Source organism: Paenibacillus sp. G34 (assembly GCF_056856875.1).
The window spans coordinates 4,880,185-4,903,314 of record NZ_CM166469.1; the positions used below are offsets into that span (position 1 = coordinate 4,880,185).

The 23,130-nt window shown below is 46.9% G+C and carries 19 protein-coding genes; 3 read left to right on the top strand and 16 right to left on the bottom strand.

Annotation, left to right across the window (positions count from 1 at the left end; translation table 11 throughout):
- Nucleotides 1–33: 33 nt before the first annotated feature.
- Complete coding sequence (gene cymR, locus AC1VYS_RS22105) at nucleotides 34–453, bottom strand: cysteine metabolism transcriptional regulator CymR (protein ID WP_090915550.1); 420 nt, start codon at nucleotides 451–453, stop codon at nucleotides 34–36.
- A 356-nt stretch (nucleotides 454–809) separates the two neighbouring features.
- On the opposite strand from cymR, the gene mnmA reads away from it, so the two are divergent.
- Nucleotides 810–1,934 carry a tRNA 2-thiouridine(34) synthase MnmA gene (mnmA, locus tag AC1VYS_RS22110; RefSeq protein ID WP_482911489.1) on the top strand — a complete coding sequence of 375 codons (1,125 nt, stop codon included), beginning with the start codon at nucleotides 810–812 and terminating at the stop codon, nucleotides 1,932–1,934.
- Nucleotides 1,935–2,065: 131 nt separating this feature from the next.
- On the opposite strand, the gene crcB (AC1VYS_RS22115) is transcribed toward mnmA, so the two are convergent.
- From crcB (AC1VYS_RS22115) to AC1VYS_RS22130, 4 genes are read right to left on the bottom strand one after another with little or no spacing between them, the layout of a single operon-like run.
- Nucleotides 2,066–2,425 (bottom strand): fluoride efflux transporter CrcB, encoded by a 360-nt coding sequence (crcB, locus tag AC1VYS_RS22115; protein ID WP_482911490.1) that lies wholly within the window; start codon nucleotides 2,423–2,425, stop codon nucleotides 2,066–2,068.
- Nucleotides 2,422–2,823 (bottom strand): fluoride efflux transporter CrcB, encoded by a 402-nt coding sequence (gene crcB, locus AC1VYS_RS22120; protein WP_482911491.1) that lies wholly within the window; start codon nucleotides 2,821–2,823, stop codon nucleotides 2,422–2,424. Before crcB (AC1VYS_RS22120) ends, crcB (AC1VYS_RS22115) begins: the two co-directional genes overlap by 4 nt.
- 2 nt (nucleotides 2,824–2,825) lie before the next feature.
- Nucleotides 2,826–4,133 carry a replication-associated recombination protein A gene (locus AC1VYS_RS22125; protein ID WP_482911492.1) on the bottom strand — a complete coding sequence of 436 codons (1,308 nt, stop codon included), beginning with the start codon at nucleotides 4,131–4,133 and terminating at the stop codon, nucleotides 2,826–2,828.
- 36 nt (nucleotides 4,134–4,169) lie between these two features.
- Nucleotides 4,170–5,090 carry a LysR family transcriptional regulator gene (locus tag AC1VYS_RS22130; protein ID WP_482911493.1) on the bottom strand — a complete coding sequence of 307 codons (921 nt, stop codon included), beginning with the start codon at nucleotides 5,088–5,090 and terminating at the stop codon, nucleotides 4,170–4,172.
- A 130-nt stretch (nucleotides 5,091–5,220) separates the two neighbouring features.
- On the opposite strand from AC1VYS_RS22130, the gene AC1VYS_RS22135 reads away from it, so the two are divergent.
- On the top strand, nucleotides 5,221–6,069 hold the full coding sequence (locus AC1VYS_RS22135; protein WP_482911494.1) for a DMT family transporter: 849 nt from the start codon (nucleotides 5,221–5,223) through the stop codon (nucleotides 6,067–6,069).
- 140 nt (nucleotides 6,070–6,209) lie between these two features.
- On the opposite strand, the gene AC1VYS_RS22140 is transcribed toward AC1VYS_RS22135, so the two are convergent.
- The 11 genes from AC1VYS_RS22140 to AC1VYS_RS22190 form a co-directional block, all read right to left on the bottom strand.
- Nucleotides 6,210–8,396: a HelD family protein gene (locus tag AC1VYS_RS22140; RefSeq protein WP_482911495.1), complete on the bottom strand. Its 2,187-nt coding sequence runs from the start codon at nucleotides 8,394–8,396 to the stop codon at nucleotides 6,210–6,212.
- A 228-nt stretch (nucleotides 8,397–8,624) separates the two neighbouring features.
- Entirely contained in the window at nucleotides 8,625–10,439 is a 1,815-nt protein-coding gene (locus AC1VYS_RS22145) for an ABC transporter ATP-binding protein (RefSeq protein ID WP_482911496.1), read from the bottom strand.
- 115 nt (nucleotides 10,440–10,554) lie between these two features.
- The gene (locus tag AC1VYS_RS22150) at nucleotides 10,555–11,853 is read right to left on the bottom strand and encodes an NCS2 family permease (RefSeq protein ID WP_482911497.1); all 1,299 of its coding nucleotides are present in this window, start codon (nucleotides 11,851–11,853) and stop codon (nucleotides 10,555–10,557) included.
- Nucleotides 11,854–12,157: 304 nt separating this feature from the next.
- Nucleotides 12,158–12,916 (bottom strand): tRNA threonylcarbamoyladenosine dehydratase, encoded by a 759-nt coding sequence (locus AC1VYS_RS22155; RefSeq protein ID WP_434749764.1) that lies wholly within the window; start codon nucleotides 12,914–12,916, stop codon nucleotides 12,158–12,160.
- Between the two features lie 18 nt (nucleotides 12,917–12,934).
- Nucleotides 12,935–14,713, bottom strand: a complete 1,779-nt coding sequence (aspS, locus tag AC1VYS_RS22160) for an aspartate--tRNA ligase (RefSeq protein ID WP_482911498.1) — start codon at nucleotides 14,711–14,713, stop codon at nucleotides 12,935–12,937.
- 189 nt (nucleotides 14,714–14,902) lie between these two features.
- Entirely contained in the window at nucleotides 14,903–16,156 is a 1,254-nt protein-coding gene (hisS, locus tag AC1VYS_RS22165; protein ID WP_482911500.1) for a histidine--tRNA ligase, read from the bottom strand.
- Between the two features lie 958 nt (nucleotides 16,157–17,114).
- Nucleotides 17,115–17,561, bottom strand: coding sequence for a hypothetical protein (locus AC1VYS_RS22170; RefSeq protein ID WP_123066289.1), 447 nt, complete (start codon nucleotides 17,559–17,561; stop codon nucleotides 17,115–17,117).
- Between the two features lie 71 nt (nucleotides 17,562–17,632).
- Nucleotides 17,633–18,139 (bottom strand): type 1 glutamine amidotransferase domain-containing protein, encoded by a 507-nt coding sequence (locus tag AC1VYS_RS22175; protein ID WP_482911501.1) that lies wholly within the window; start codon nucleotides 18,137–18,139, stop codon nucleotides 17,633–17,635.
- Nucleotides 18,140–18,390: 251 nt separating this feature from the next.
- Entirely contained in the window at nucleotides 18,391–18,558 is a 168-nt protein-coding gene (locus AC1VYS_RS22180; RefSeq protein ID WP_482911502.1) for a hypothetical protein, read from the bottom strand.
- Between the two features lie 102 nt (nucleotides 18,559–18,660).
- Nucleotides 18,661–19,110 carry a D-aminoacyl-tRNA deacylase gene (gene dtd / locus AC1VYS_RS22185; RefSeq protein WP_154887497.1) on the bottom strand — a complete coding sequence of 150 codons (450 nt, stop codon included), beginning with the start codon at nucleotides 19,108–19,110 and terminating at the stop codon, nucleotides 18,661–18,663.
- An 11-nt stretch (nucleotides 19,111–19,121) separates the two neighbouring features.
- The gene (locus tag AC1VYS_RS22190; RefSeq protein ID WP_441924800.1) at nucleotides 19,122–21,299 is read right to left on the bottom strand and encodes a RelA/SpoT family protein; all 2,178 of its coding nucleotides are present in this window, start codon (nucleotides 21,297–21,299) and stop codon (nucleotides 19,122–19,124) included.
- Nucleotides 21,300–21,613: 314 nt separating this feature from the next.
- Between AC1VYS_RS22190 and uraA the strand changes: the two genes are divergently transcribed.
- Entirely contained in the window at nucleotides 21,614–22,930 is a 1,317-nt protein-coding gene (uraA, locus tag AC1VYS_RS22195) for a uracil permease (protein ID WP_482911503.1), read from the top strand.
- Nucleotides 22,931–23,130: the final 200 nt, after the last annotated feature.

Genomic DNA, 23,130 nt, shown 5'->3' on the forward strand with positions numbered 1-23,130 from the left:
TCTGGATGATCAACTTCATTCCTTAATTGCTTCCTAAATGTAAAACATGTAGGAATCTTTCTTTTCCTGATCCTCGAAAGTAATTAAATCTTTCAATGTTGTTGAATCCAGCACTTCTGCAATGCCGTCCCGGATGCGCAACCACAGGTCACGCTTTGCTGGGTCATCTTCTTCCGTAAAGTCCACTGGGGAGATCGGTCCCTCCAGCACACGAATAACGTCCCCCGCTGTTACAGTTGCAGGATCACCTGCCAGAATGTAACCGCCATATGCACCGCGGATACTCTTAACAAGGCCAGCATTACGCAGTGGCGCAATCAGTTGCTCCAAATAATGTTCCGAGAGCTGGTTCCGCTCGGCAATACTTTTTAATGATGTTGGGCCTTCGCCAGTTCTGGCGGCCAGCTCCATCATGATTGTGAGGCCGTAACGGCCTTTTGTTGATATCTTCAAAGGAGTCACCTCTTTCAATTTTCGAAAAAAACAAACCGGAACGTTAGATGTTTATTGTTCTCAAGCACTGTTCTTTATGTCGATTCTCTACGTGGTTCATGACCATTGATTCCGTGATTCCGCCTGGCGAACCTCAGGGAAAACAAGTGTTAATCTGCTAATCCTGCGTATTCCGATCATAACCCTCAAGTAATGTTAACATATCTGCATGTGTTATGGAAAAGAAAGATTGACGATATTGCAAAATGTGCGTGTGGAGTGGACAGTATCCAAAGTTGGCCGGGTGTATCGTAAGTTCGCTCGGGTTATGCTAGAATAGTAACGAAACACATTTATATATAGAAATGGTGATAACGATGTCCAAAGCAAATGAAAACACACGGGTCGTCGTTGGCATGTCCGGAGGTGTGGATTCATCCGTTACCGCATTGCTTCTGAAAGAGCAAGGTTACGATGTCATCGGCATTTTCATGAAAAACTGGGATGATACAGACGAGTTTGGCCACTGCACCGCTGAAGAAGATTCAGAGGATGTGCGCCGGGTGTGCGAACAGATCGGCATTCCGTATTACACTGTCAACTTCGAGAAAGAATACTTTGATAAAGTATTTACCTATTTCCTTGATGAATATAAGTCGGGCCGTACGCCGAATCCGGATGTCATGTGTAATCGTGAGATCAAATTCGGTGAGTTTCTGAACAAAGCGCTGGATCTCGGTGCAGATTATGTAGCTACAGGTCATTATGCTCGTCTCATTGAAGAGGATGGCAATTTCAAGCTGCTCCGTGGTGTAGACAATAATAAAGATCAGACTTACTTCCTGAACGCTCTTAATCAAAAACAACTATCCAAAGCCATGTTCCCGATTGGTCACCTGCCTAAACCGGAAGTGCGCAAAATTGCTGAAGCTGCCGGTCTGTATACAGCCAAGAAAAAAGATAGCACAGGTGTATGCTTTATCGGTGAACGCAACTTCAAGGAGTTCCTGAGCAATTATCTGCCAGCCAAAGGCGGAGACATGGTTGATATCGTAACCGGTGAAGTCAAAGGTCGTCACGACGGTCTGATGTACTACACTCTCGGTCAACGTCAAGGACTTGGCATTGGCGGTTCCGGCAACGGCGAGCCTTGGTTTGTTGCTGATAAAAATTTGGAGAAAAACCAATTGCTCGTAGTGCAGGGCGATGCTCATGCCAGCTTGTACTCCACAGGTCTAACGGCAACAGGGGTTAACTGGATTGCAGGTGCAGAACATACACCAAATGTGCCTTTCCGCTGCACAGCCAAATTCCGTTATCGTCAACCGGATCAAGGTGTTACGCTAACCTGGAAGGAAGACGGCAGCGTGGACGTTCAGTTTGATCAGCAGCAAAAAGCGATCACGCCAGGACAAGCCGTTGTTTTCTACGACGGAGAGGTTTGCCTCGGCGGTGGTACGATTGATCAGGTGCAGAAAGTACCTGTACCGGCGATGCAATAACAGGCTTTCCTTCTCAATTGGAGCGGTGAAGCCAATCCCTTGTATTCCTACAAAAAAAGCCGTCTTTCATGTAATACCATGAAGGATGGCTTTTTTCCTGCTTTTTTTGCAAAAAATTTAAAATAATTTAGTTATGCAGTGAGCGTAACTCCTGCGAGGCAACCTACTACCCCCACCACAACAGAACTTACCACATAAACAATCGCTCTGGCATATCGCTGTTGTCCCATCAATGTTAAGGTTTCATACCCAAAGGTGGAGAAGGTCGTATATGCTCCGCAGAAGCCGGTTCCCCATACCGTCCACATTGCGTCTGGCAAACTCCCTGCTTGATGCCCGCCATACAACATGCCAAGGAGAAGAGAACCGCTCACGTTAATGATCCAGGTTCCCCAAGGGAAAGAGGTTCCAAGCTTACCAGAGATGGCTTTCCCCAGACTGTAACGGAGCAGTGCACCTACCACACCTGCTAATCCAATCCAGATGATCACCTGGCATCACTCCCCTTTGGAGAGACAGCGAGCATTCCGTTTCCCAGCTTGATGCCGAGCGCGCAGAGCAGCAGTCCAGCCACTACACTAAGTAGGAGATAAGCCGCTGCTTTCAACCAATCTCCGCCCTCCGATAATCGAACAATATCCAGTGTGAATGTGGAGAAGGTCGTGAAAGCTCCAGTAAATCCTGTGCCGATGGCGAGGCGAAGCTGTGGTGTTATTTTTTCCGGGATGGCTATGGTAAAAAACCAACCTAAAAACAGGCTGCCGATCGTATTGATCAACAGCACTGCCCATGGAAAACCCGTATTCGCCGCAGGGATCATCAGTTGAATAGTATACCTGGTCAATGTGCCCAGGAAGCCACCGACTCCGATATATGCTAATTCTTTCATGGCTATAACTCCCTGCGCCGTTGTTGATTCAGCCTGATCTTTGACTCATTCCCCTGCTCTGTCGCCTCATAAAAGACTCTTCGAGAGAGCTGTTTCGGCAGATACTCCTGCTTCACATAATGTCCCGGGTAGTTATGCGGATACTGGTATCCCTCATGTCCCAGCTTAGCGGCACCTGAATAATGTGTATCCCTCAAATGCAGCGGCACTTCGGCCGACTTCACCTCATCAATGGCGCTCATCGCTTTGGATATCGCAGTATATACCGCATTGGACTTCGGACTTTCCACCGCAAACAAAATAGCTTGCGCAATATTTAGCTTCGCCTCAGGCCAGCCGTTATTTCGGTAAGCATCAAGCGCCCCAATCGCCTGAGTCATCGCCTGGGGATTCGCCAGTCCAATGTCCTCACTGCTCGCGGCAATCAGACGACGAATAAATGTCATGGGGTCCATGCCCAGTTTCTCTACCGCATATAGAAACCAGAATAACGCTGCATCGCTCGAACCACGAATGCTTTTGTGAAAAGCGGACAATACATCATACTGTGTGGACTCGTCTGCCTTGACAATAGGACGACGAATGGACTCTTCCGCGACAGCCAGCGTGATGTGAACTGTTCCATCCTGTTCGGGCGGTGTCGTGAGCGCAGCCAGCTCCAACGCATTCAATGCACGGCGAATATCACCATTCGCCATCGTGGCAATGTGCGCCAGCGCTTCATCATCGGCTTGCAGTTCCATAAAACCAAGCCCTTTATCCGTATCGCTTAACGCTCTGCGCATTGCAATCAAGGAGTGATCCTTATTTAAGGATTCCAGTTGAAAAAGGGTGGATCGACTCATCAAGGCTCCATTTACATAATGAAAAGGGTTCTCTGTTGTTGCGCCAATGAAAATGATCGTGCCCTTCTCTACCGCTGGCAGCAGTGCATCTTGGCGTGAACTGTTAAAACGATGGACCTCGTCGAGGAACAGAATCGTTTTGGTTCCATAGAGCTGTTTGTTCGTCTGTGCCTGCTCAATGACTTCTCGTACATCCTTCACAGAGGCATCCACCGCGTTCAACCGCACGAATTGGCCTTGGGTATGCTGAGAGATAATATGGGCAAGCGTTGTCTTGCCACATCCCGGCGGTCCGTACAACAGGATCGATGAAATCTGATCAGCTTCAATGGCTCGGCGTAGAAGCTTTCCTGGCCCGATAATATGTTCCTGCCCTATATATTCATCCAGATGCTCAGGCCGCATGCGGTCTGCCAGCAATCTGGCTTGTGGTTGTGTGTCCTGCTGAAACGAAAATAAATCCATGTGCTATCACTTCCTTAACGGATTGCCGATCTAATGCTAATCTAAATTGCCATGCAGTTGTGTATTTCTTGGATAACTTATGCTCTCTCCACTCGCTATCATATCACATTCCTGTGGAAGCATCGCCATAAATGCCCCAAGCGCACTGCTAATAAAAGCATCCTTACGTGTAATAAATCGTGTCATCATACGGTTCATTCCAGCAGGAAGCGAATGTTTACGTAACAGACCGTTTTGAATTGGCTGGCTAATAACAATTTCAGGCAGTAAAGAGATGCCCATTCCAGAGGCTACGCCACTGATAATGGCCTCCAGCGTCCCAAATTCCATAATAACGGGCCTGTGAACACCGCTCAGAAGCATCCAGTCCTCCAAAATTTTACGGTAGGAGCACCCCATACTATAAACTAATATCGGCTTACGGGTTAGTTCATCCTCGGACAATGCCGGAGACGAAACAACAAACAGCTCTTCATCAAATACGTCGATCGATTTAATATCAGGATGGTCACAGGAACAGCCAATAAATGCTCCTTCCAATTCATACGCAATGACCTGATCAATAAGCATCTGTGAGTGTCCTGTAGCCAGCGCAAGAGAAACGTCTGGGTACTGAGCGTAATATTTGGCTAGAAGACGCGGCAGCCTTACCGCAGCCGCCGTCTGTATGGAACCAATTTGCAAAGGCCCCTCTGGTGTATTGGTAGCCTGTAGTGCTCTTGAAGCATCATTTAACAAACCAACGATCTTATCCGCGTACGTTAGCAGCATCTCCCCCGCTGGAGACAGTGTCATTCCCCGATTGTGACGGATGAACAATGGTGTACCTACCTCAGCCTCCAAATGCCGAATACGCGCCGTAACGTTGGATTGAACGTATCCCAGCTTGACAGCAGCTCTAGTTAAATTCCCTTCTTGGGCTACACACTGAAATATTCGAAGATCCCCGCTCTCCATCTTGCCTCCACTCTGACATCATTCAAAATGATATCCAGTTCATTTGTAATCATTATACTCTATGTCAAGAATAGACTACAATGAGTACTGAACATTAAACGTATTACGCTACATCGAAGGAGTGCTCGACATGAATCCAGCCAAATACATCGTATTGATTATCGTAACTACACTTATTATGGGGACTTCTTTTCCTGTGGGCAAAATAGGTATGATGTACGCTCCCCCCTTTCTATTGATGGGCTTGCGCTATATTTTGGCAGGAGGTTTGATGGCCTTAGTCCTACGTAAGCGACCTATACCAAGTAAATGGCGAGCTTGGGGGAAAATCATTCTGATCGGCTTGTTCCAATCCGCGGGGGTGATGGGCTGCGCCTATTACAGCATGAACTGGATTTCATCCGGTGAGTCGGCCATTATTACATTCACGAATCCACTGATCGTCATTGTTCTCAGTGCGCTGCTATATAACCTGAGCTATCGGTCAAGCCAGTGGATTGGCGTGATTGTTGGGTTTGTCGGCATTTTGGTTACCTTTGGGTGGCATATGAGCTTCAGCCCCGGGACATGGATCTGTTTTGGCGGAGCGATTTCGTTTGCCGTATCCACCTTGCTTATCAAGCGCTGGGGTGTCAATTACGATACTTTCGTGCTTACAGCTTATCAGATGCTTGCTGGAGGTTCAGCCTTGCTTCTGCTAAGTGTATGGACGGAGCAACCTCATTTTACAGTAACTACAGTCTCCATCCTATCGTTGTTATATCTAACGCTAATTTGTTCCATCTTGCAGTTTTCCCTCTGGTTCTATCTTTTACAGAACAGTGACCCTGCTCAGACTAGCAGTTATTTGTTTACTCGCACCGTTCTTCGGCGTGCTTTCAAGCTGGTTTTTGATAGGCGAACAGGTTCAATGGTTTGTCGGGGCTGGAGGTGTACTGATCGGGTTAGGCATCTATCTGGTGAACCGCCGTTCAGCTAGAAAGAAACAAAGCACATCTCGCTCTGTAACCTCCGGGTAAGAATACTGTCTTCATGCTAAATGCAAAAAAGGCATGCGTCAGGGTTAACCTGCGTCATGCCTCTATATCTATAAAGCTTCTTACTACATAATCTATTTGACTATGAAACAGTCTCATCCGGCCAGTCCTGAATTGTAACCTGCTCTCCCACAGGATTGTGCGTTGCCGCAGCATACGCTGGCATGCTGCCATTGTGGAATAACCACAATTCATGCAAAGCCCGTGTACAGCCAACATAGAGCAACTTCGCATCACCTGCGCCAGGCAAATAGTGCTCCTGATCAACATCAGCTACAATTGCTGCATCGAATTCAAGCCCTTTTGACAGATACACTGGCAAAATAGAATGTCCTCCGCTGTACTGCTTTTTGCCGCCATCGATCAGGTTCAAATCCCAGCCCGTCGCCTCAAGCTCGCGATGAAGTTCTTCGGCTTCATGCAATGTTCGCGTCAGGATGGACACTGTCCTATAATCTTTCGAGGTAAGCATCTTCAGTGCCCGTTCCAGACTCCCCGTCCGTCCCTCACTTCCGTAAGCTAAAGTACGCACCGGATCACCGCTCCGGAACACGGGAATCGCCGTAATACCACTCTTCACACCCTGTTCCAGGATGGTATTGGCATAATCAATGATTTCCATTGTGGAACGATAGCTTCGAGTTAAGGCAAAATAGGCATTCTGTTCCTCTGGAAATAATGAACTCATCTCTTCCCATGCATGAACACCACGGTACTCATGAATACCTTGCGACAAGTCTCCCAAAATAGTGAAGGAATGCCCTTTCACAAACTGATCCAGCAGCGCAACATGAAATGGCGAGAAGTCCTGGGCTTCGTCAATGACAATGTGGTCAAAACGCTCCGATCCTTCGATGTCATGTACCAGCGTATGGATATAAACCAGTGCCGGCAAATCTTCTTCCCGAATGACATCTTTCTTCAGGTCTGCACCGGTTTGTTTCATGATCGCTTTGGGTATTAAGCTGCTTAGCTCGGCGGGTACAGCCCCACCTTTTGCTGCTTTGAACAGCTGTTTGTACAACGTCAATGGATTATACTCAGGCCACTTTTTGGCATAGGATTTCTCACGCGTTGCTGCCTTTTTCTTGCGTTCTTTACGTACCGTTTCCGGCATCGGCTTTTTCAATTCCATCTCAATCCAGCGGTGAATCCGTGCCATGACCCGCTCTTTGCGCTTCGCTAGCGGATAATGTTTGTACTCCGTCCCAAACCAGTTTTCGATCTCCTGTTTACTGAGCAAGGCACCGTCCCAAGGACTAAAATCTGCATCCGGCACAGAAGCCTCTTCCATCCCCGATAACCACTCCCGAATCAGTTCCATGAAACGAATCGAGCCTTTGTAACGTCCGGGAACATCATCGTTCAGTTCAGGCCGAGTAGCAGGGGTCTCAAACCATGTATGCAGCGTTTCTGACGCATCTGCTAGCGGCATATCCAGCCCCAGCAGGTTCATCGCCCAGTCCGGAAACGTCTGCTGCTGAATATCCCCTACCCCGAGTTCTGGCAACACATCCGAGATGTAATCCAGAAACATATGGTTGGGTGCAAAAATAACCATTTTTTCCGCCGACACCTGCTCCTTGTACTGGTACAACAGAAAAGCAAGGCGATGCAGGGCAACCGTTGTTTTCCCTGATCCGGCGACCCCCTGAATGATCAGTGCGGTGTTTCTTGCCGCCCGAATGATCTGATCCTGCTCAGCCTGAATCGTAGATACGATATCCCGGAGCTTATTGTCCTTGTTCTCCCCAAGACGGTACACAAGGAACTCGTCGGATACAGCTGGCTGGTCGCTGTCCCGGTTATACGTATCTGCCACACGTTCCAATATGCGCTGACGAATCACCACATTTCGTTTCAGATATACCAGACCTTCAATTAATCCTTCGGGGGCTTCATACGTTGCGGAGGCTTCTCCTCCCGTAAAAGAGTAAAACAAGCTCGCGACAGGAGCGCGCCAATCGATGACAAGTGGGTGCTCACCGACCTCTTCGCGGTCTACGCCGATTTTGCCAATATACAGCGGTTTCCGTGCACCACTGCCCTGCTCTTCGAAATCCAAGCGTCCGAAATAGGGTTGCTGCGCGCTCTTGGACAAGGCATTCCGGCGCTCTTCACGTCCGGATTCCAGCACTTGCTCCGTGAAGTCGTGGCCGGTATACACCGGGAAATTCCGCAGCCGTTCCAGCTGGCGATCCACTTCTTTCATCGTTCGCTCTAACCTGTACTCTTCTTCTTGATAGGCACTTTGAAAGCTGTCTGACATGTTTCAGTTACCTCCTAAGAAATCGTTAATTGTTCTGCATCGCTGTCCATCGCGCAATACAAAAGGATATCCAATATATCACAAAGGGCGACTGAAAGCCATATCGATTTTCTTAGACGAACTTTAGAAACCATGAACCCTTCTAACAAAAAAGAAGGACTCTGCTGAATTCTCCCTTCACAGGTATCGCAGAAATCCTTCTAATCTCGTTCCTCTACTTAGCGAACATTACTCTTTGTGTCGTATTTCCCCATCGTTGCTCGCCTTACCCTCTTCATCCTGTGCGACAAACTGCTTTTGTGCAAGCTCACGATACACAGGATGTGTACTAATCAACTCCGCATGAGTTCCTGTTCCGGTCACATGCCCGTGCTCCAAAACAACAATCTGATCCGAATCTACAACCGTGGACAAGCGATGCGCGATAACAATCGTGGTTCGCCCCTCCATCAGATTGGACAACGCTTGTTGCACTTCGTATTCCGAGGTACTATCCAAACTGGAGGTTGCTTCATCCAGCATGAGAATATCGGGACTACGCAGCAATGCACGAGCAATGGCGATCCGCTGACGCTGTCCGCCAGATAATTTAATCCCTCGTTCGCCCACTTCCGTGTCGTAGCCTTGTGGCAGTTTGTTAATAAAATCAGCCGAATATGCCATTTCAGCCGCTCTGCTGATCTCCTCCATCGTTACCTCACGATCCAAACCGTAGGTGATATTGTCTTTGATCGTGCCTGCCATTAGTGGGCTTTCCTGTGATACATACCCGATCTTGTTACGCCATGAGGATAATGAATACTTTGTTATCGCTTCTCCTCCATATGAGATGTAACCAGAGTTGGGAACATAAAACTGCTCTAACAACGAGAACAGTGTAGATTTGCCGCTACCGCTTGGACCGACAATCGCTGTGACCTTACGAGTCGGAACAGTTAGATTAATACCGTGCAACACTTCTTCACCTGTAACATAAGAGAAATGTACGTTGTGAAACGTAATCGTGTCATTGCCTTGCGGAGCCGGCTTTGTGCTGTGATCCGGTTCTTCCTCATCTGCAAGAATCGCCTGAATGCGCTCGGTAGCACCGACCACTTTTTGCAAACGTGAATACAGGGTTGTGAACTGCCCCATTGGCATAATGACTTGGAATAACAGGAGAATGAAAGCAACCAGTTCCCCCGGTGATAATAGACCGGAAGCTACGCGCATACCTCCAACGCCGAGAATAACAACGAGCACAGCCGTCATAACAAAAGTAAACAAGGGTCCGATTAATGCCAGAATCCGTGCTTCCTGTAATCCAAAAGCAAACATTTTACGAATGCGGGAATCTCCCGCCTCCGATTCCTGCTTCTCGGTTCCATATGCTTTGACCAAGCGAATTTCACTGATCACCTGACTGAGAACCGACGTCAGCCCGGCCATTTCGTCCTGCTGTTTTTTCGAAATTTTGTACATTTTTCTGCCCACTGGCAACAAGATCAGCATGGTCAGCGGTACCAGACTCAGAATGATGAGAGACATGACCCAGTCCAGATAAAACAGCAGTGCCACGCCACCAATTACCGCAACGATATTGGAGACAAATGACACGAGATAATCCGCAATCAACGTCATAATCTGACTGGTATCATTGGTGATCCTGCTCATCGTATCCCCAGTACGGTTTCGGTCAAAATATGGCATACGGAGTGACAGTACCTTGTTCCATAGCTTGGTGCGCAGCGTCGCCACGACACGTTGCCCGGCATAGTTCAACATATAGATGCTGATGCCTGAAGCGATCGCTTGAATGACAAACGCGCCGAGTAACAGAAAAATCACCGATTTATCTAGAGCTGATGTGGTCAGCCCATCAATGAGGCCTTTGGTCATTAGCGGCACGATTAAGCCGGCCGTTGTTTGAATCAACGTCAAAATGAGAGCCAGGGTCAGAATCAATTTTGGCGGGTTCGTAGATGCAATTAATTTAACAAAATCCTTGAATCCTTTTTTTCCTACTTTTGGCTCATCTGATTCCAACGTTTGCTGTTCTTCCATTCCCGTTCCTCCCAGCCGCTCTCTATCTCTTCATCCTTGATCATACGTTCAAACTTACATGAGGTTTCCCTAAATCCCTTATCGTTAGTGATAGCAATGTCACTTTTTAATTATTTTACAAAATACCATGCAATACAAAGTTCGCCAGAAACAGAATCGAAATGCCATACATGACCACAGGTACTTCTTTTCCTTTTCCAGCGGCCAGTTTTGCCAGCGGATACGCAATAAAACCAAAAGCCATCCCGTCCACAATGCTATACGTAAAAGGAATCATGACCATGATTAAGAATGCCGGAAACGCTTCGGTAAAATCGCTGAAATCCATCTCCCTTACACCCTGTACCATCAAACCACCGATGATGATCAAAATGGGAGCGATCGCACTGTCCGGAATATAACCGAGTAGCGGAATGAAGAAAAAGGTCGCGCCGAACAGCACAGCTGTGACAAGCGGAGTCAAGCCCGTGCGGCCGCCTGCGGCGATGCCCGCCGTGGTCTCAGCTGCTGCCACGGGCGGACTACTGCCAAAGATGCCTGCCAACACCGTGCTAATCGACAATGCACGCAGACTGCCCTTAAACCTTGCCGGACGACCAATCATATTGGTTTGGGCGGTAATAAGCCCTATATTTTCAAATACAACGATTAATAGCAGCAGGAAAACCGCGATCCAGAACGCAATATCTGCCAGTCTCATCAGAGACAATTCACCGAACAGACCGCCGTATTGACGCAGTGCATCCATGGCAGATACCGCTTCGCCAGGATGTACCGCTCCCAGCACATAAGCAAGTCCTGTTCCGATTAGAATACTGATGAGTAGACCACCCTGTATATTTCGAATGAATAAAATAATTGCAAGCACTAATGTTACACAAGCCGTGATGACATTTGGATCATTAAAATGTCCAATGGCGACAAAAGTCGTCTGATGTGCAATGACAATGCTGCTCTTTTGCAATCCGATAAAAGTCAGAAACAACCCAATCCCAACCGTAATGCCATGCTGTAAATTTTTCGGGATTGCTTCGCTGATCAGTTTATATAATGATGTAAAAGCAACAATGGAAAAAAGTACGCCAGTTACGGCAACGACCGCCAGCGCCTCTTGCCAAGTCAGCTTCATCGAGTGCACAAGTGTATACGTGAAAAATGCGTTGATCCCCATGCCGGGTACGACTACGATCGGTGATTTACCACCGAAAGCCATCAGCAAACATCCCGCAATGGATGTGAGTAACGTACCTACCATTGCTGCCTGTAAGGGCATCCCTGCATCGGCAAGAATTGTGGCATTCACCATCACAATATAAACGACAGCAAAATAGGATATGGCGCCGGCCACAATTTCCTTCTTCCACTGATCTTCTGGTTCCATGCCCAGTTGTCTGGACAACCACCCATGTTTCATTTGTTCTGTTCCCCTCTCTGGCCGCAAAACATTATGTATGTATCATCATTTCGCGCAGCACAACATATCATACACCGTTTTCAAAGTGAAGTACATGACGTAATCCTGACATATCGAGCCCCAAACTATACAGTTATCAAGCTATTTACGATGACCAATGTGATAACTCTCGTTGATACCTTCAAAAAGTATTCCCAACGAACGAAAATAAAGGTATCAAAAAACGCAGGTGCTCATGGCACCTGCGTTTTTTGTGTAGATCTGCAACTATATGGTTTGGTTTGATTTGATTTGTTGTTTCGCCTTAAGCCTCTGACTTCTCCGCTTTTTCAAGCAGATCTTTCACTGCAACACTGACCATAATCAATCCAGCTACCGGTGGTACAAAAGCATTGCTTGCCGGGGGTTGTTTCGCTTTGCGAATCTCCGGCGCATTCTCCGGAACGATCTTCTGCGTCACGTCTGCACGTGGCTTGAGTGGCTCCTCCGTAGAGAATACCACCTTAACCCCTTTTTTGATGCCGTCTTTACGCAACTTGGTGCGAACCACACGGGCAATCGGGTCCATGGACGTTTTCGAAATATCCGCAACCTGGAATTTCGTCGGGTCCATTTTGTTCGCGGCACCCATGCTGGAGATCATTGGAATTTTGCGTTTCAGACATTCTTTAATGAGATGCACTTTGTAGATAATCGTATCGGAAGCATCCAGCACATAGTCCAGCTCATACTTGAACAGTTCCTCATACGTTTCTTCGGTATAAAACATGTTCAGCGCAATCGCATCACATTCCGGATTGATCAGTTTCACGCGTTCTACCATCAAGTCAGCTTTTTTCTGACCTACCGTAGTGGTAAGAGCATGAATTTGACGGTTGATGTTCGTGATATCCACCACGTCTTTGTCGATCAGGATGATGCGGCCAACGCCGCTGCGGGCAAGTGCTTCTACAGCAATACCGCCCACACCGCCAATACCGAGCACAGCTACCGTGCTATTTCTGAGCGTATTCAGACCTTCTGGTCCGATCGCAAGCTCTGTTCTTGAAAATTGATGGAGCATTGAGAATCGATGCCTCCTTTATTTCTTTTCCGCGACTGGCTTACGAGCTACACGGATATGAAGCTGTTCCAGTTGTGATCCATCCACTTCGGAAGGAGCATTCATCAGCAGATCCGTTGCACTTGCCGTTTTCGGGAAGGCGATGGTTTCACGCAGATTCGTGCGACCTGCCAGCAACATCACGAGACGGTCCAGACCAAAGGCGATTCCGCCGTGTGGTGGTGTACCATATTCGAATGCTTCGAGCAGATAACCGAATTTGTCGTTAGCCACTTCTGGTGTAAGTCCAAGTGCAGCAAACATTTTCTCCTGTACATCGCGTTTGTAGATACGCATTGAACCGCCACCGACTTCATAACCGTTCAATACAAGGTCATAGGCTTGAGCGCGGATTGCACCCGGATCTGTGTCAAACAGATGTACATCTTCGTCTTTTGGACGTGTGAACGGATGGTGTTCCGCCACATAACGTTTCGCATCTTCATCATAGCCGAGCAGCGGGAAGTCCACAACCCAAGCAAACTTGAATTTGCTGTCATCGATCAGACCCAGTTGGCGTCCGATTTTCAGACGCAGGGCACCGAGAACATCAGCAACCACTTTTTTGGTGTCAGCGGAGAAGAGCAACAAGTCGCCTTCTTCAGCGCCTGTACGTACTTTAACAGCTTCAATCTCTTCCGGCGTAAAGAACTTCACGATTGGCCCTTTGAACTCGCCGTCTTTCACTTGAATCCACGCCAGACCTTTGGCACCGTAACGGGCAGCGAATGGTCCGAGATCGTCAATCTCTTTACGGCTCCATGTACCACAGCCTTTGGCGTTTAGTACTTTCACTTCTCCGCCTTTTTCAATGACTGAAGCAAATACTTTCACGCCGCTGTTTGCTACGATATCGTTCATTTCCACCAGTTCCATGCCAAAACGCAGATCCGGTTTATCGGAACCATATTTACCCATGGCATCAGCATACGTAATCCGTTGGAAAGGCAGCTCCAGCTCAATTCCTTTCGTTTCACGCAGCAATTTTGCCATCAATTCTTCCATCATTGGCAACAGATCATCTTGTTGCAAGAAAGACGTCTCGATGTCGACTTGAGTGAATTCAGGTTGACGGTCTGCACGCAAGTCCTCGTCACGGAAACAACGAGCGATCTGGTAATAACGCTCAAGTCCACCGACCATCAACAATTGTTTGTAGATTTGTGGGGATTGTGGCAAGGCGAAGAATTCACCTTCATGCACACGGCTTGGTACGAGATAGTCACGCGCGCCTTCCGGCGAGCTCTTGGTCAAGATAGGCGTTTCTACCTCAACGAACTCTTCTCCATCCAGGTAATCACGGAACACTTTAGATGCTTTGGAACGCAGTTTTAATGTTTCGAACATTTCTGGACGACGCAAGTCCAGGTAACGATATTTCAAACGCAGGGATTCATCTACCTCAACGCCATCTTCGATGAAGAACGGCGGTGTTTTGGCTGCATTCAACACTTCAATCTCCGTAATTTGAACTTCGATCTCGCCTGTTGGCAAGTTTTTGTTCACGGTCTCTGCATCACGTTTAACCACTTTACCTGTTACCGCAATGACATACTCACTGCGTACACGATCTGCGATTTGCAATGCTTCACCGGAATATGCCGGGTTAAACACAACTTGTACAATTCCGCTGCGGTCACGCAGATCGATAAAAAGTACGCCCCCCAGGTCACGGCGGGTCTGTACCCAGCCGTTCAATGTTACCGTTTCACCGATATGTGCGTTTGTTAATGCGCCGCAATGATGACTTCTTTTCATAACCAAACTCCTCTTATGTGAAATTTCCGTTTTGTGTAAGACAAGCTTGTAGCATGCCATCCACAATCCGGTTACGTGAAGATTTATATTCGAAAGGCATCCTGTCTCTGGAGATTACCATCCGTACAACCGGAATCCTGTCACCATAGCCACTTGCCGATTCTACAACTATCATTCCATCATAGGTTCTTAATTGTTTCCGCGTACCGCTGCCACCAGATCATCCAGCTTCACGGTCTGTTGCTCACCTGTATCCATCGCTTTGAGTGAAATCTCGCCACGCTCCAGTTCGTCATCTCCAAGGATGGCCGTATAGCGAGCTTTGAAACGGTCAGCCGATTTCATCTGTGCTTTCATTTTGCGACCCAGATAATCACGCTCACCGGATAAGCCGGATTGACGTAATTTGAACAACAGTCGATTGACCTCACGATCCGCTGACTCGCCCAGAGCGACGAAATATACGTCGAGCGGAGCAAGTGTAGTTACCTCAATATTTTGGTATTCCAGAATGAGCTGAATACGCTCCAGACCAATACCAAAGCCGATACCCGGTTGATCCGGTCCGCCAATATCGCCAACCAGACCGTTGTATCTGCCGCCGCCACCAACGGTATCAATGGCTCCAATCCCTTGTGCTTTTAGCTCAAATGCAGTCAGGGTGTAATAATCCAGCCCTCTCACCAAACGGTTATTCACCGCATAGTCTACGCCGAAATCGTCCAGATACGCCTGCAGTTTGGCAAAATGACTCAATGATTCCTCATCCAGGCTATCCAAAATGGATGGAGCCCCAACGAATTTATCCTGATCCACCTTACAATCTAAGACACGCAGCGGGTTACGCTCCATTCGAGATTGGCAGTCCTTGCAAAGTGTGTCCTTCATTGGTCTAAGGAAACCAAGCAGTGTCTCGCGGTATTCCGCCCGACTTGTTGCATTCCCCACCGAGTTTATTTCCACTTTGACATCTTTTAGGCCAAGCTCTACACACAGTTGGTAACCAAGTGCAATCACTTCGGCATCAATTGCCGGATCGACTGCACCAAGTGCTTCTACACCGAACTGGTGGAACTGACGCTGGCGACCTGCCTGCGGACGCTCATACCGGAACATCGGTCCGATATAATACAGTTTGCTCACGTCCGGTTCCCCATACAGCTTATTCTCCACGTAAGCACGAACCACACCTGCTGTGCCTTCCGGACGAAGTGTCATGCTGCGATTGCCTTTGTCATCAAAGGTGTACATTTCTTTCTCCACAATATCCGTCGTTTCTCCTACTCCGCGTACAAACAAGGAAGTTTGCTCGAAGATCGGTGTACGAATCTCACGGTAATTAAAGCGTCGGCACAGATCACGTGCTTTTTCTTCTACATACTGCCACTTCTCGACTACTCCTGGCAGTAAATCCTGCGTCCCTGTCGGTTTTTGAAAAGCCATCTGTATCCCTCCAGCATTGATTTTCTCTGTAAACGTTAAGATATTCCACGATTCCCACTACGCGGACAGAAAACCTTTCAATCGCTGTTACCCCCGGATTTTCCTGATCTAACTTTTAGAAATGTTAAAAATCCGGTGATAAAGGCGAACGCTCCGCTTTTCCAGGTCCTTTCTGTCCTCTCCGTTCTCCGTGTATATCTCATATCTTAACTAAAAAACAAAAAAATCCCTCGCCCTGTTTGCTCATCGTAAGCAAACAAAGGGACGAGAGATTGTATATACATTCACCCGTGGTACCACCCACATTCCGGAAGACTGAGACTATAGCCGTTCAGGTTGCTGTTGTTAAGTCGGGATGTTTTAATGCTACATCCAAATCAACAGTTCTTCCGCTCTACGTATAACGCACGTCATGCGCAGGCCGGCTACTACGATCCGCAGATGCTATCTGCCTTGTTCGCCGTCTGTTCTCGGGGAAGTCATTCGTCCGCTCATCAAGAGAATCCTTACAGCCTTAGGGATTCCTCTCTGGTCATGTGGGTACGGAGTACTTGGTCCCGTCATCAAATCAGTCATATAGTTCAAAAAACGACTTTAGTTGACTATAGTCAACGTATTATTTTCTGATTGTAATGAACCGCAGTACTAAAGTCAAGGGCTAACATACAAAGATAGAAAAAAATAACCTGCACACGGTGTGCAGGTTCAAAAGATATATAAAAAAAAGGGGGTCATGTCTGTTATTATAAGCGCACATTGTTAAAGGCTTGTGTTACTAATATTACAGTAATATTACAAAAATGATAACGCTTTAAAAATCGATTTTTCTACATTAATTTTGTTTTTTAACCAGCAAATTTGCAGGCCCCATCGAATCGTTGCAAATGACAAAAGGCCCTTGCGCCTTCCCGACAATAGGAGACCGGGAAGGCACAAGGGCCTGAATTGTATCTATCGGTTAATCAAGTTCTTCCACATAGGCATGGTTAGAGCGAAGTTTATGAACAATCGCATCATAATCCTCGTCTCTTACTTTGGCAGACAGAACATAATGCAGGTCATCGTAGTCGGCCGAAGTCACATCTGCAGCATCCAGCATATCTCCGTCCTCGTTCACTCTGTTGCGCGGATCACGTTCAGCGTCACGATTGACATCAGTGACAACCGGAATTACATTTTCGCTAGCCGGAACCCCGGGAGCTGCCCCTACGCCCATTGCACCGTTCGTACCCACACCACCAGCCGTATTGTAAGGAACTAGTGGTACCATAACTCGTGTATCTCTGCCAATGGCAGCATCCAGTTGACCTACTTCAAGCTGTTCGGTATGAAACGTTAATAGTGAAGTTCTTGCACCCTCTGCCTCGTCTTCGGTTCGAAAATACGCCTGAATATGTTTTGCCATGTCAAACCCTCCTTTATGGAATGAAATATATCATTAGAATGCATTATGCAATTTAATTTATCCTTTTATGATCATATTACTTTCATTAATTCTCGAACAAATGCCGGTTCATCTTCAGGTGTACGGGATGTAATATAGTTCCCATCGACAACCGCTTCATGATCCTTGAAGTCGGCTCCAGCATTGACCATGTCGTCTTTCAACGGCGGATAGGATGTAATTGTGCGTCCCTTGAGCAAATCTGCGCTAGCCAAAATTTGTGGGCCATGGCAGATCGCAGCGATTGGTTTGTTCGCAGCATTGATGTCCGTAACAAACTTCAATATATTTGCGTCCGTTCGCAAATTTTCTGGCGATGCCCCCCCTGGAATAACAACCGCATCATAATCAGATGCATGAACCTCGGAGATCGCTTTGTCAGTTGTGTAGGAAGCCTTACCTCCCTTGCCTTGAAGCGTTTCACCGGCTTTTAAACCGATAATGTGCACCTCATGTCCTGCTTTCTTCACCTCATCGTACGGAACCTTCATTTCTGAATCCTCAAACTCATTCGCAAGCAAAAAAGCAACTTTACTCATGATCTATGGTCTCCTTTCCGTATTCGAATGTGATTAAAATTATAGAGATTGGTTCTATCCTTCGGCACGTCTTTTGTGCCTCGTTTTGTTATTACCCCAAGGAGTGCCTTTTATAACAATCCATACTTTTGGAATTGATTCTGCAGCCTTCCTCCGAGAAGATGAAATGTGAATCATAACAGCAAAAAGCCCCAGATTGTCAAACAACCGGGGCTTCGAGCATAACTATTATGTTTTGTTAAATGGTTAGGCTATGGTCGTGGATGATGCTGCTGCCTGTCTTTATCCGAAGTTTGCAGCATCCACAATGTGGACACATGAGCTGCGGCAGAGCGGGCAAGTTGAAGCGACTCCGCCAGATTGCCAGGCATCATTAGCGGCTCGTTCTGGGTTTTGGTTACTTTTGCAGATTGGCGCATAATTAAGAGAAACTCCTTTGATTAACAAAGATATAACTACAATGTAATACCAACGTGTTCTTCTCTCATTATGGCCTCTTCACTGCGCAATTATACGAAAGCTCAGTCCCGTGAAGGACTTTCTACCATCAGGGTAACCGGGCCCCAGTTCGTAAACGTAACATCCATCATCGCTCCGAAACGTCCCGTTTCCACCTGAATTCCTTTATCACGCAACAACTGATTAAAGGTTTCATACAAACGTTCAGCTGCCTCTGGACGAGCCGCAGCAGCAAAACTTGGGCGTTTGCCTTTGCGACAATCACCATACAGCGTAAACTGTGAAACGGACAATACCGCACCGCCTACATCCAGCAGACTGAGATTCATCTTTTCCTGTTCATCCTCAAATATGCGAAGGCCGCTAATTTTATCTGCCAGGTAGATCGCATCTTTCTCCGTATCCTCATGAGTTATACCTACAAGCAGCATCAAACCAGATTCAATTCTGCCTGTCAATTCATCACCCACGGTTACCTGAGCCTCTTTACAGCGTTGTACCAGCACTCTCATTTACGGACTCCCTACTGCATAATCCGGTGCACTGAATAAACGTCCTTTACCCGTTTGATTCGTTCCACGACGGCATGCAGATGATCTGTATTGCGAATCAGAATCGTGACGTGCACCAATGCCAATTTATTTTTATCCGTCCGTCCGGTGACGGCAGATATGTTCGTTTTACTTTCGGAAACAGCCTGAAGCACCTCATTAAGCAGTCCATTGCGGTCATGACCTGTGATCTCAATATCGACACTGTAGCTTGATTCGATATTCTCTTCCCACTCAACTTCAATCACCCGTGCTGCCTCTTCTCCATCCGCACTTGTAGGGATATTTGGACAGTCACTGCGGTGCACAGATACGCCACGGCCACGAGTAACATAACCGATAATGTCATCTCCAGGCACAGGGTTACAGCACCTTGCAAAGCGAACCAGCAGGTTATCAATGCCTTTGACACGAATACCGTTGGTCGGTCTGTTTCTGCGTTCAGGAGCCGGCTTCAGTTCACGCATCTCGGAATTCAGTTCCAGCAAGTTGGATTCTTCCTGCTCTTTACGAAGCTTTTCCGTTGCCTTCGTGACAATCTGAGCAGCCGTGATTCCGCCAAAACCAACCGCAGCTAACATATCATCGATATCATTAAAAGCAAATTTCTTCGCCGCTTCCATTAGCTTGTCATCGGTCATCCACGCAGAAGGATCAAGTCCCATCCGTTTCAGCTCGCGCTCGCAGTTCTCCCGGCCTTTTTCTACGTTCTCTTCACGGCGTTCCTTCTTGAACCATTGTTTAATCTTGGCTCGTGCATGTGAAGATTTAGCTATTTTCAACCAGTCCTGGCTAGGGCCATAAGAATGCTTGGAAGTCAGAATTTCGATAATATCGCCCGTTTTGAGATGATAGTCCAGTGGAACAATTCGGCCATTTACTTTGGCACCAATGGTTCGGTTTCCAACCTCGGTATGAATGCGATAGGCAAAGTCTAACGGTACAGAGCCACTTGGCAATTCAATGACTTCACCTTTTGGCGTAAATACAAACACCAGATCGGAGAAAAAGTCCATTTTGAGCGATTCCACAAATTCGGAAGCATCCTGTGCTTCATTTTGAAGCTCAAGAATTTCCCGGAAAAAGGTGATTTTATCTTCAAACTGAGGCCCTGCCGCAGTTCCTTCTTTATAAGCCCAGTGTGCCGCGATACCAAACTCGGCTGTTCGGTGCATATCCCAAGTACGAATCTGTACCTCGGTTGGCTCACCGTTAGGTCCTACCACGGTAGTATGCAAGGACTGGTACATATTCGCTTTTGGCATAGCGATGTAGTCCTTGAACCGTCCAGGCATAGGCTTCCATAATGTGTGGATTATGCCCAGCGTAGCATAACAATCCTTGATATTATCCACAATAATACGAATCGCAAGCAGGTCATAAATCTCGTTAAACTGCTTGTTTTTGGTCGTCATTTTTTTGAACACACTGTAGATATGTTTAGGTCGACCAGACAAGTCTGCCTGAATGCCCATTTCCTCCAGCTTGCTCGTAATACCGTCCATAACGGTGTCGATGTACTGCTCTCGTTCTGCACGTTTCTTATGCATGAGATTAGCGATACGGTAGTATTGTTGCGGATTCAAATAACGGAGGGCGATGTCCTCCATTTCCCATTTGATCGCAGAAATCCCCAAACGGTTTGCAATCGGACAGAAAATCTCAAGCGTCTCATACGAAATCCGGCGCTGACTTTCTTCCGACTGAAACTTGAGGGTCCGCATATTATGCAGACGGTCAGCCAGTTTAATCACGATGACACGGATGTCCTGCGCCATGGCGATGAACATTTTGCGGTAGTTCTCGTTCTGCTGTTCTTCCTTGGAGCGGAACTGGATACGTTCCAGCTTTGTCAAGCCGTCAACAAGCATGGCACACGTATTGCCGAAACGAGTGCGGATCTCTTCAAGCGACACCGTAGTGTCTTCTACTACATCATGAAGAAGTGCTGCAATAATGGAGATGGTGTCCATCTGCATATTCACAACAATGTCGGCAACCGCAAGCGGATGCAGAATATACGGTTCTCCCGATTTTCGCGTCTGTCCGTGGTGAGCCTGATCAGCAAATTCGTAAGCTTCTCGTATGCGCACCAGATCGGGTTCTTTGATATACGCCCCGGCCTTCTCGAGTAATTGCTCTATGCCCATTCTGATCTGTTCCGTGTCCTTTCTATACAAAATGGAACCCGTGACAATACATCAACACAGGTTCCCCGTAAAAGTAATTTCCTATAATTATGACGCCTTGCCCGTTTCCCGTCAACTGCTGACGAATAAGAGCGTTTATCCAATTTTTTTTAATGTTCGGTTGTTATGTATTATTGCCGATATTTGCGGAAATAGAAGGAAAGTTCGAGAAAATAAGTGATTTACAGTCCAAACCTGAAAATTGTTATTGCTAATTTGAAAGAAACTCTGTAATCTATTGAAAGTTTGTGTATCGGAAAAGGAGATGAGATTCATTGCAACGCGAAATTCAGGTTGATCAAAAGATGCCTTTGGGCTCAGGCTCGCTACTGAGTCTACAACATTTGTTCGCCATGTTTGGCAGCACGGTATTGGTACCGAATTACTTCGGTGTTGATCCAAGTATGATTTTGTTGATGAACGGAATCGGAACATTGCTCTACATATTAATGTGTAAGGGGAAAATTCCCGCATATCTGGGCTCCAGCTTTGCGTTCATTTCCCCTGTATACCTGGTTTTGCAACAGCATCCCGAGAACGGATACTCTATGGCACTTGGAGCTTTTATCTTAACAGGAATTGTGTTCTGTCTAGTGGCGCTTCTCGTGAAATATGCTGGTACAGGATGGATTAATGTTGTATTCCCACCAGCCGTTATGGGTGCCATCGTTGCCTTGATTGGTCTTGAGCTTGTGCCCGTTGCTGCGGGAATGGCAGGACTAATTAATTCCAATCCTGTGAAAAATCCTGATTGGATACCACAAGCTAAACCTATTATTCTTTCTATGGTTACCCTCGGAATCACAGTAATCGGTGCTGTAACCTTCCGCGGTTTCCCTAAAATTATTCATATTTTGATCGGTATTGTGTCTGGTTATATTCTTGGATATTTTATGGGCTTTGTTGAAAAAAGTAATATCTTAGATGCCAGCTTTCTCTCTACCCCAACCCTGACGACACCTACATTTGACTGGTCCGTAATCTTCACGATTTTACCGGTTGCACTCGTTGTCATTGTGGAACATATCGGCCACTTGCTTGTGACTAGCAGCATTGTAGGCAAAGATTTATCCAAAGATCCTGGGCTTCATCGTTCCCTGCTCGGTAATGGTGTGTCTACAATTTTGTCTGGTTTCGTGGGTTCCACTCCGAATACAACGTATGGTGAAAATATCGGTGTTATGGCTCTGACTCGTGTCTACTCCATTTACGTTATTGGTGGTGCAGCTGTTATTGCCATCCTTCTCTCATTCTCAGGTACATTTTCAGCGCTTGTGGCTAATATACCTGTACCGGTGATGGGTGGGGTATCATTACTTCTGTTTGGGGTTATTGCAGCATCAGGATTACGTATTCTGGTTGAACAAAAAGTTGATTTTGCCAAACCGACGAATTTGCTGCTCACGACACTCGTACTGGTTATTGGTCTTAGCGGTACCGAAATCTCCTTCTATGGTGTACATCTGAAAGGCATGGCCCTGGCCACGATTGCTGGTATGGTTCTCAGCCTGTTGTTCAAAATGTTCGAGGTCCTTGGATTATTGAACGAAGAGAGTCAAAAACAGCCGGTTACCGAGAAAACACCTGACTAAGCATTATTATGAACAACTTTTATGATTCGCGTATGCTCATATCTATTCCATGAACGTATTTCATCTTCAAAAAGGTAACTCAAAAAGCCTGCCTCCCCAACTTAAGTGCTGGTGAAGCAGGCTTTTTGCCAATCATTAATGCTGTATATTATTTCCCGGGAAACTGGGAAGTTTACATTTGATATTCACAGCAAATCATA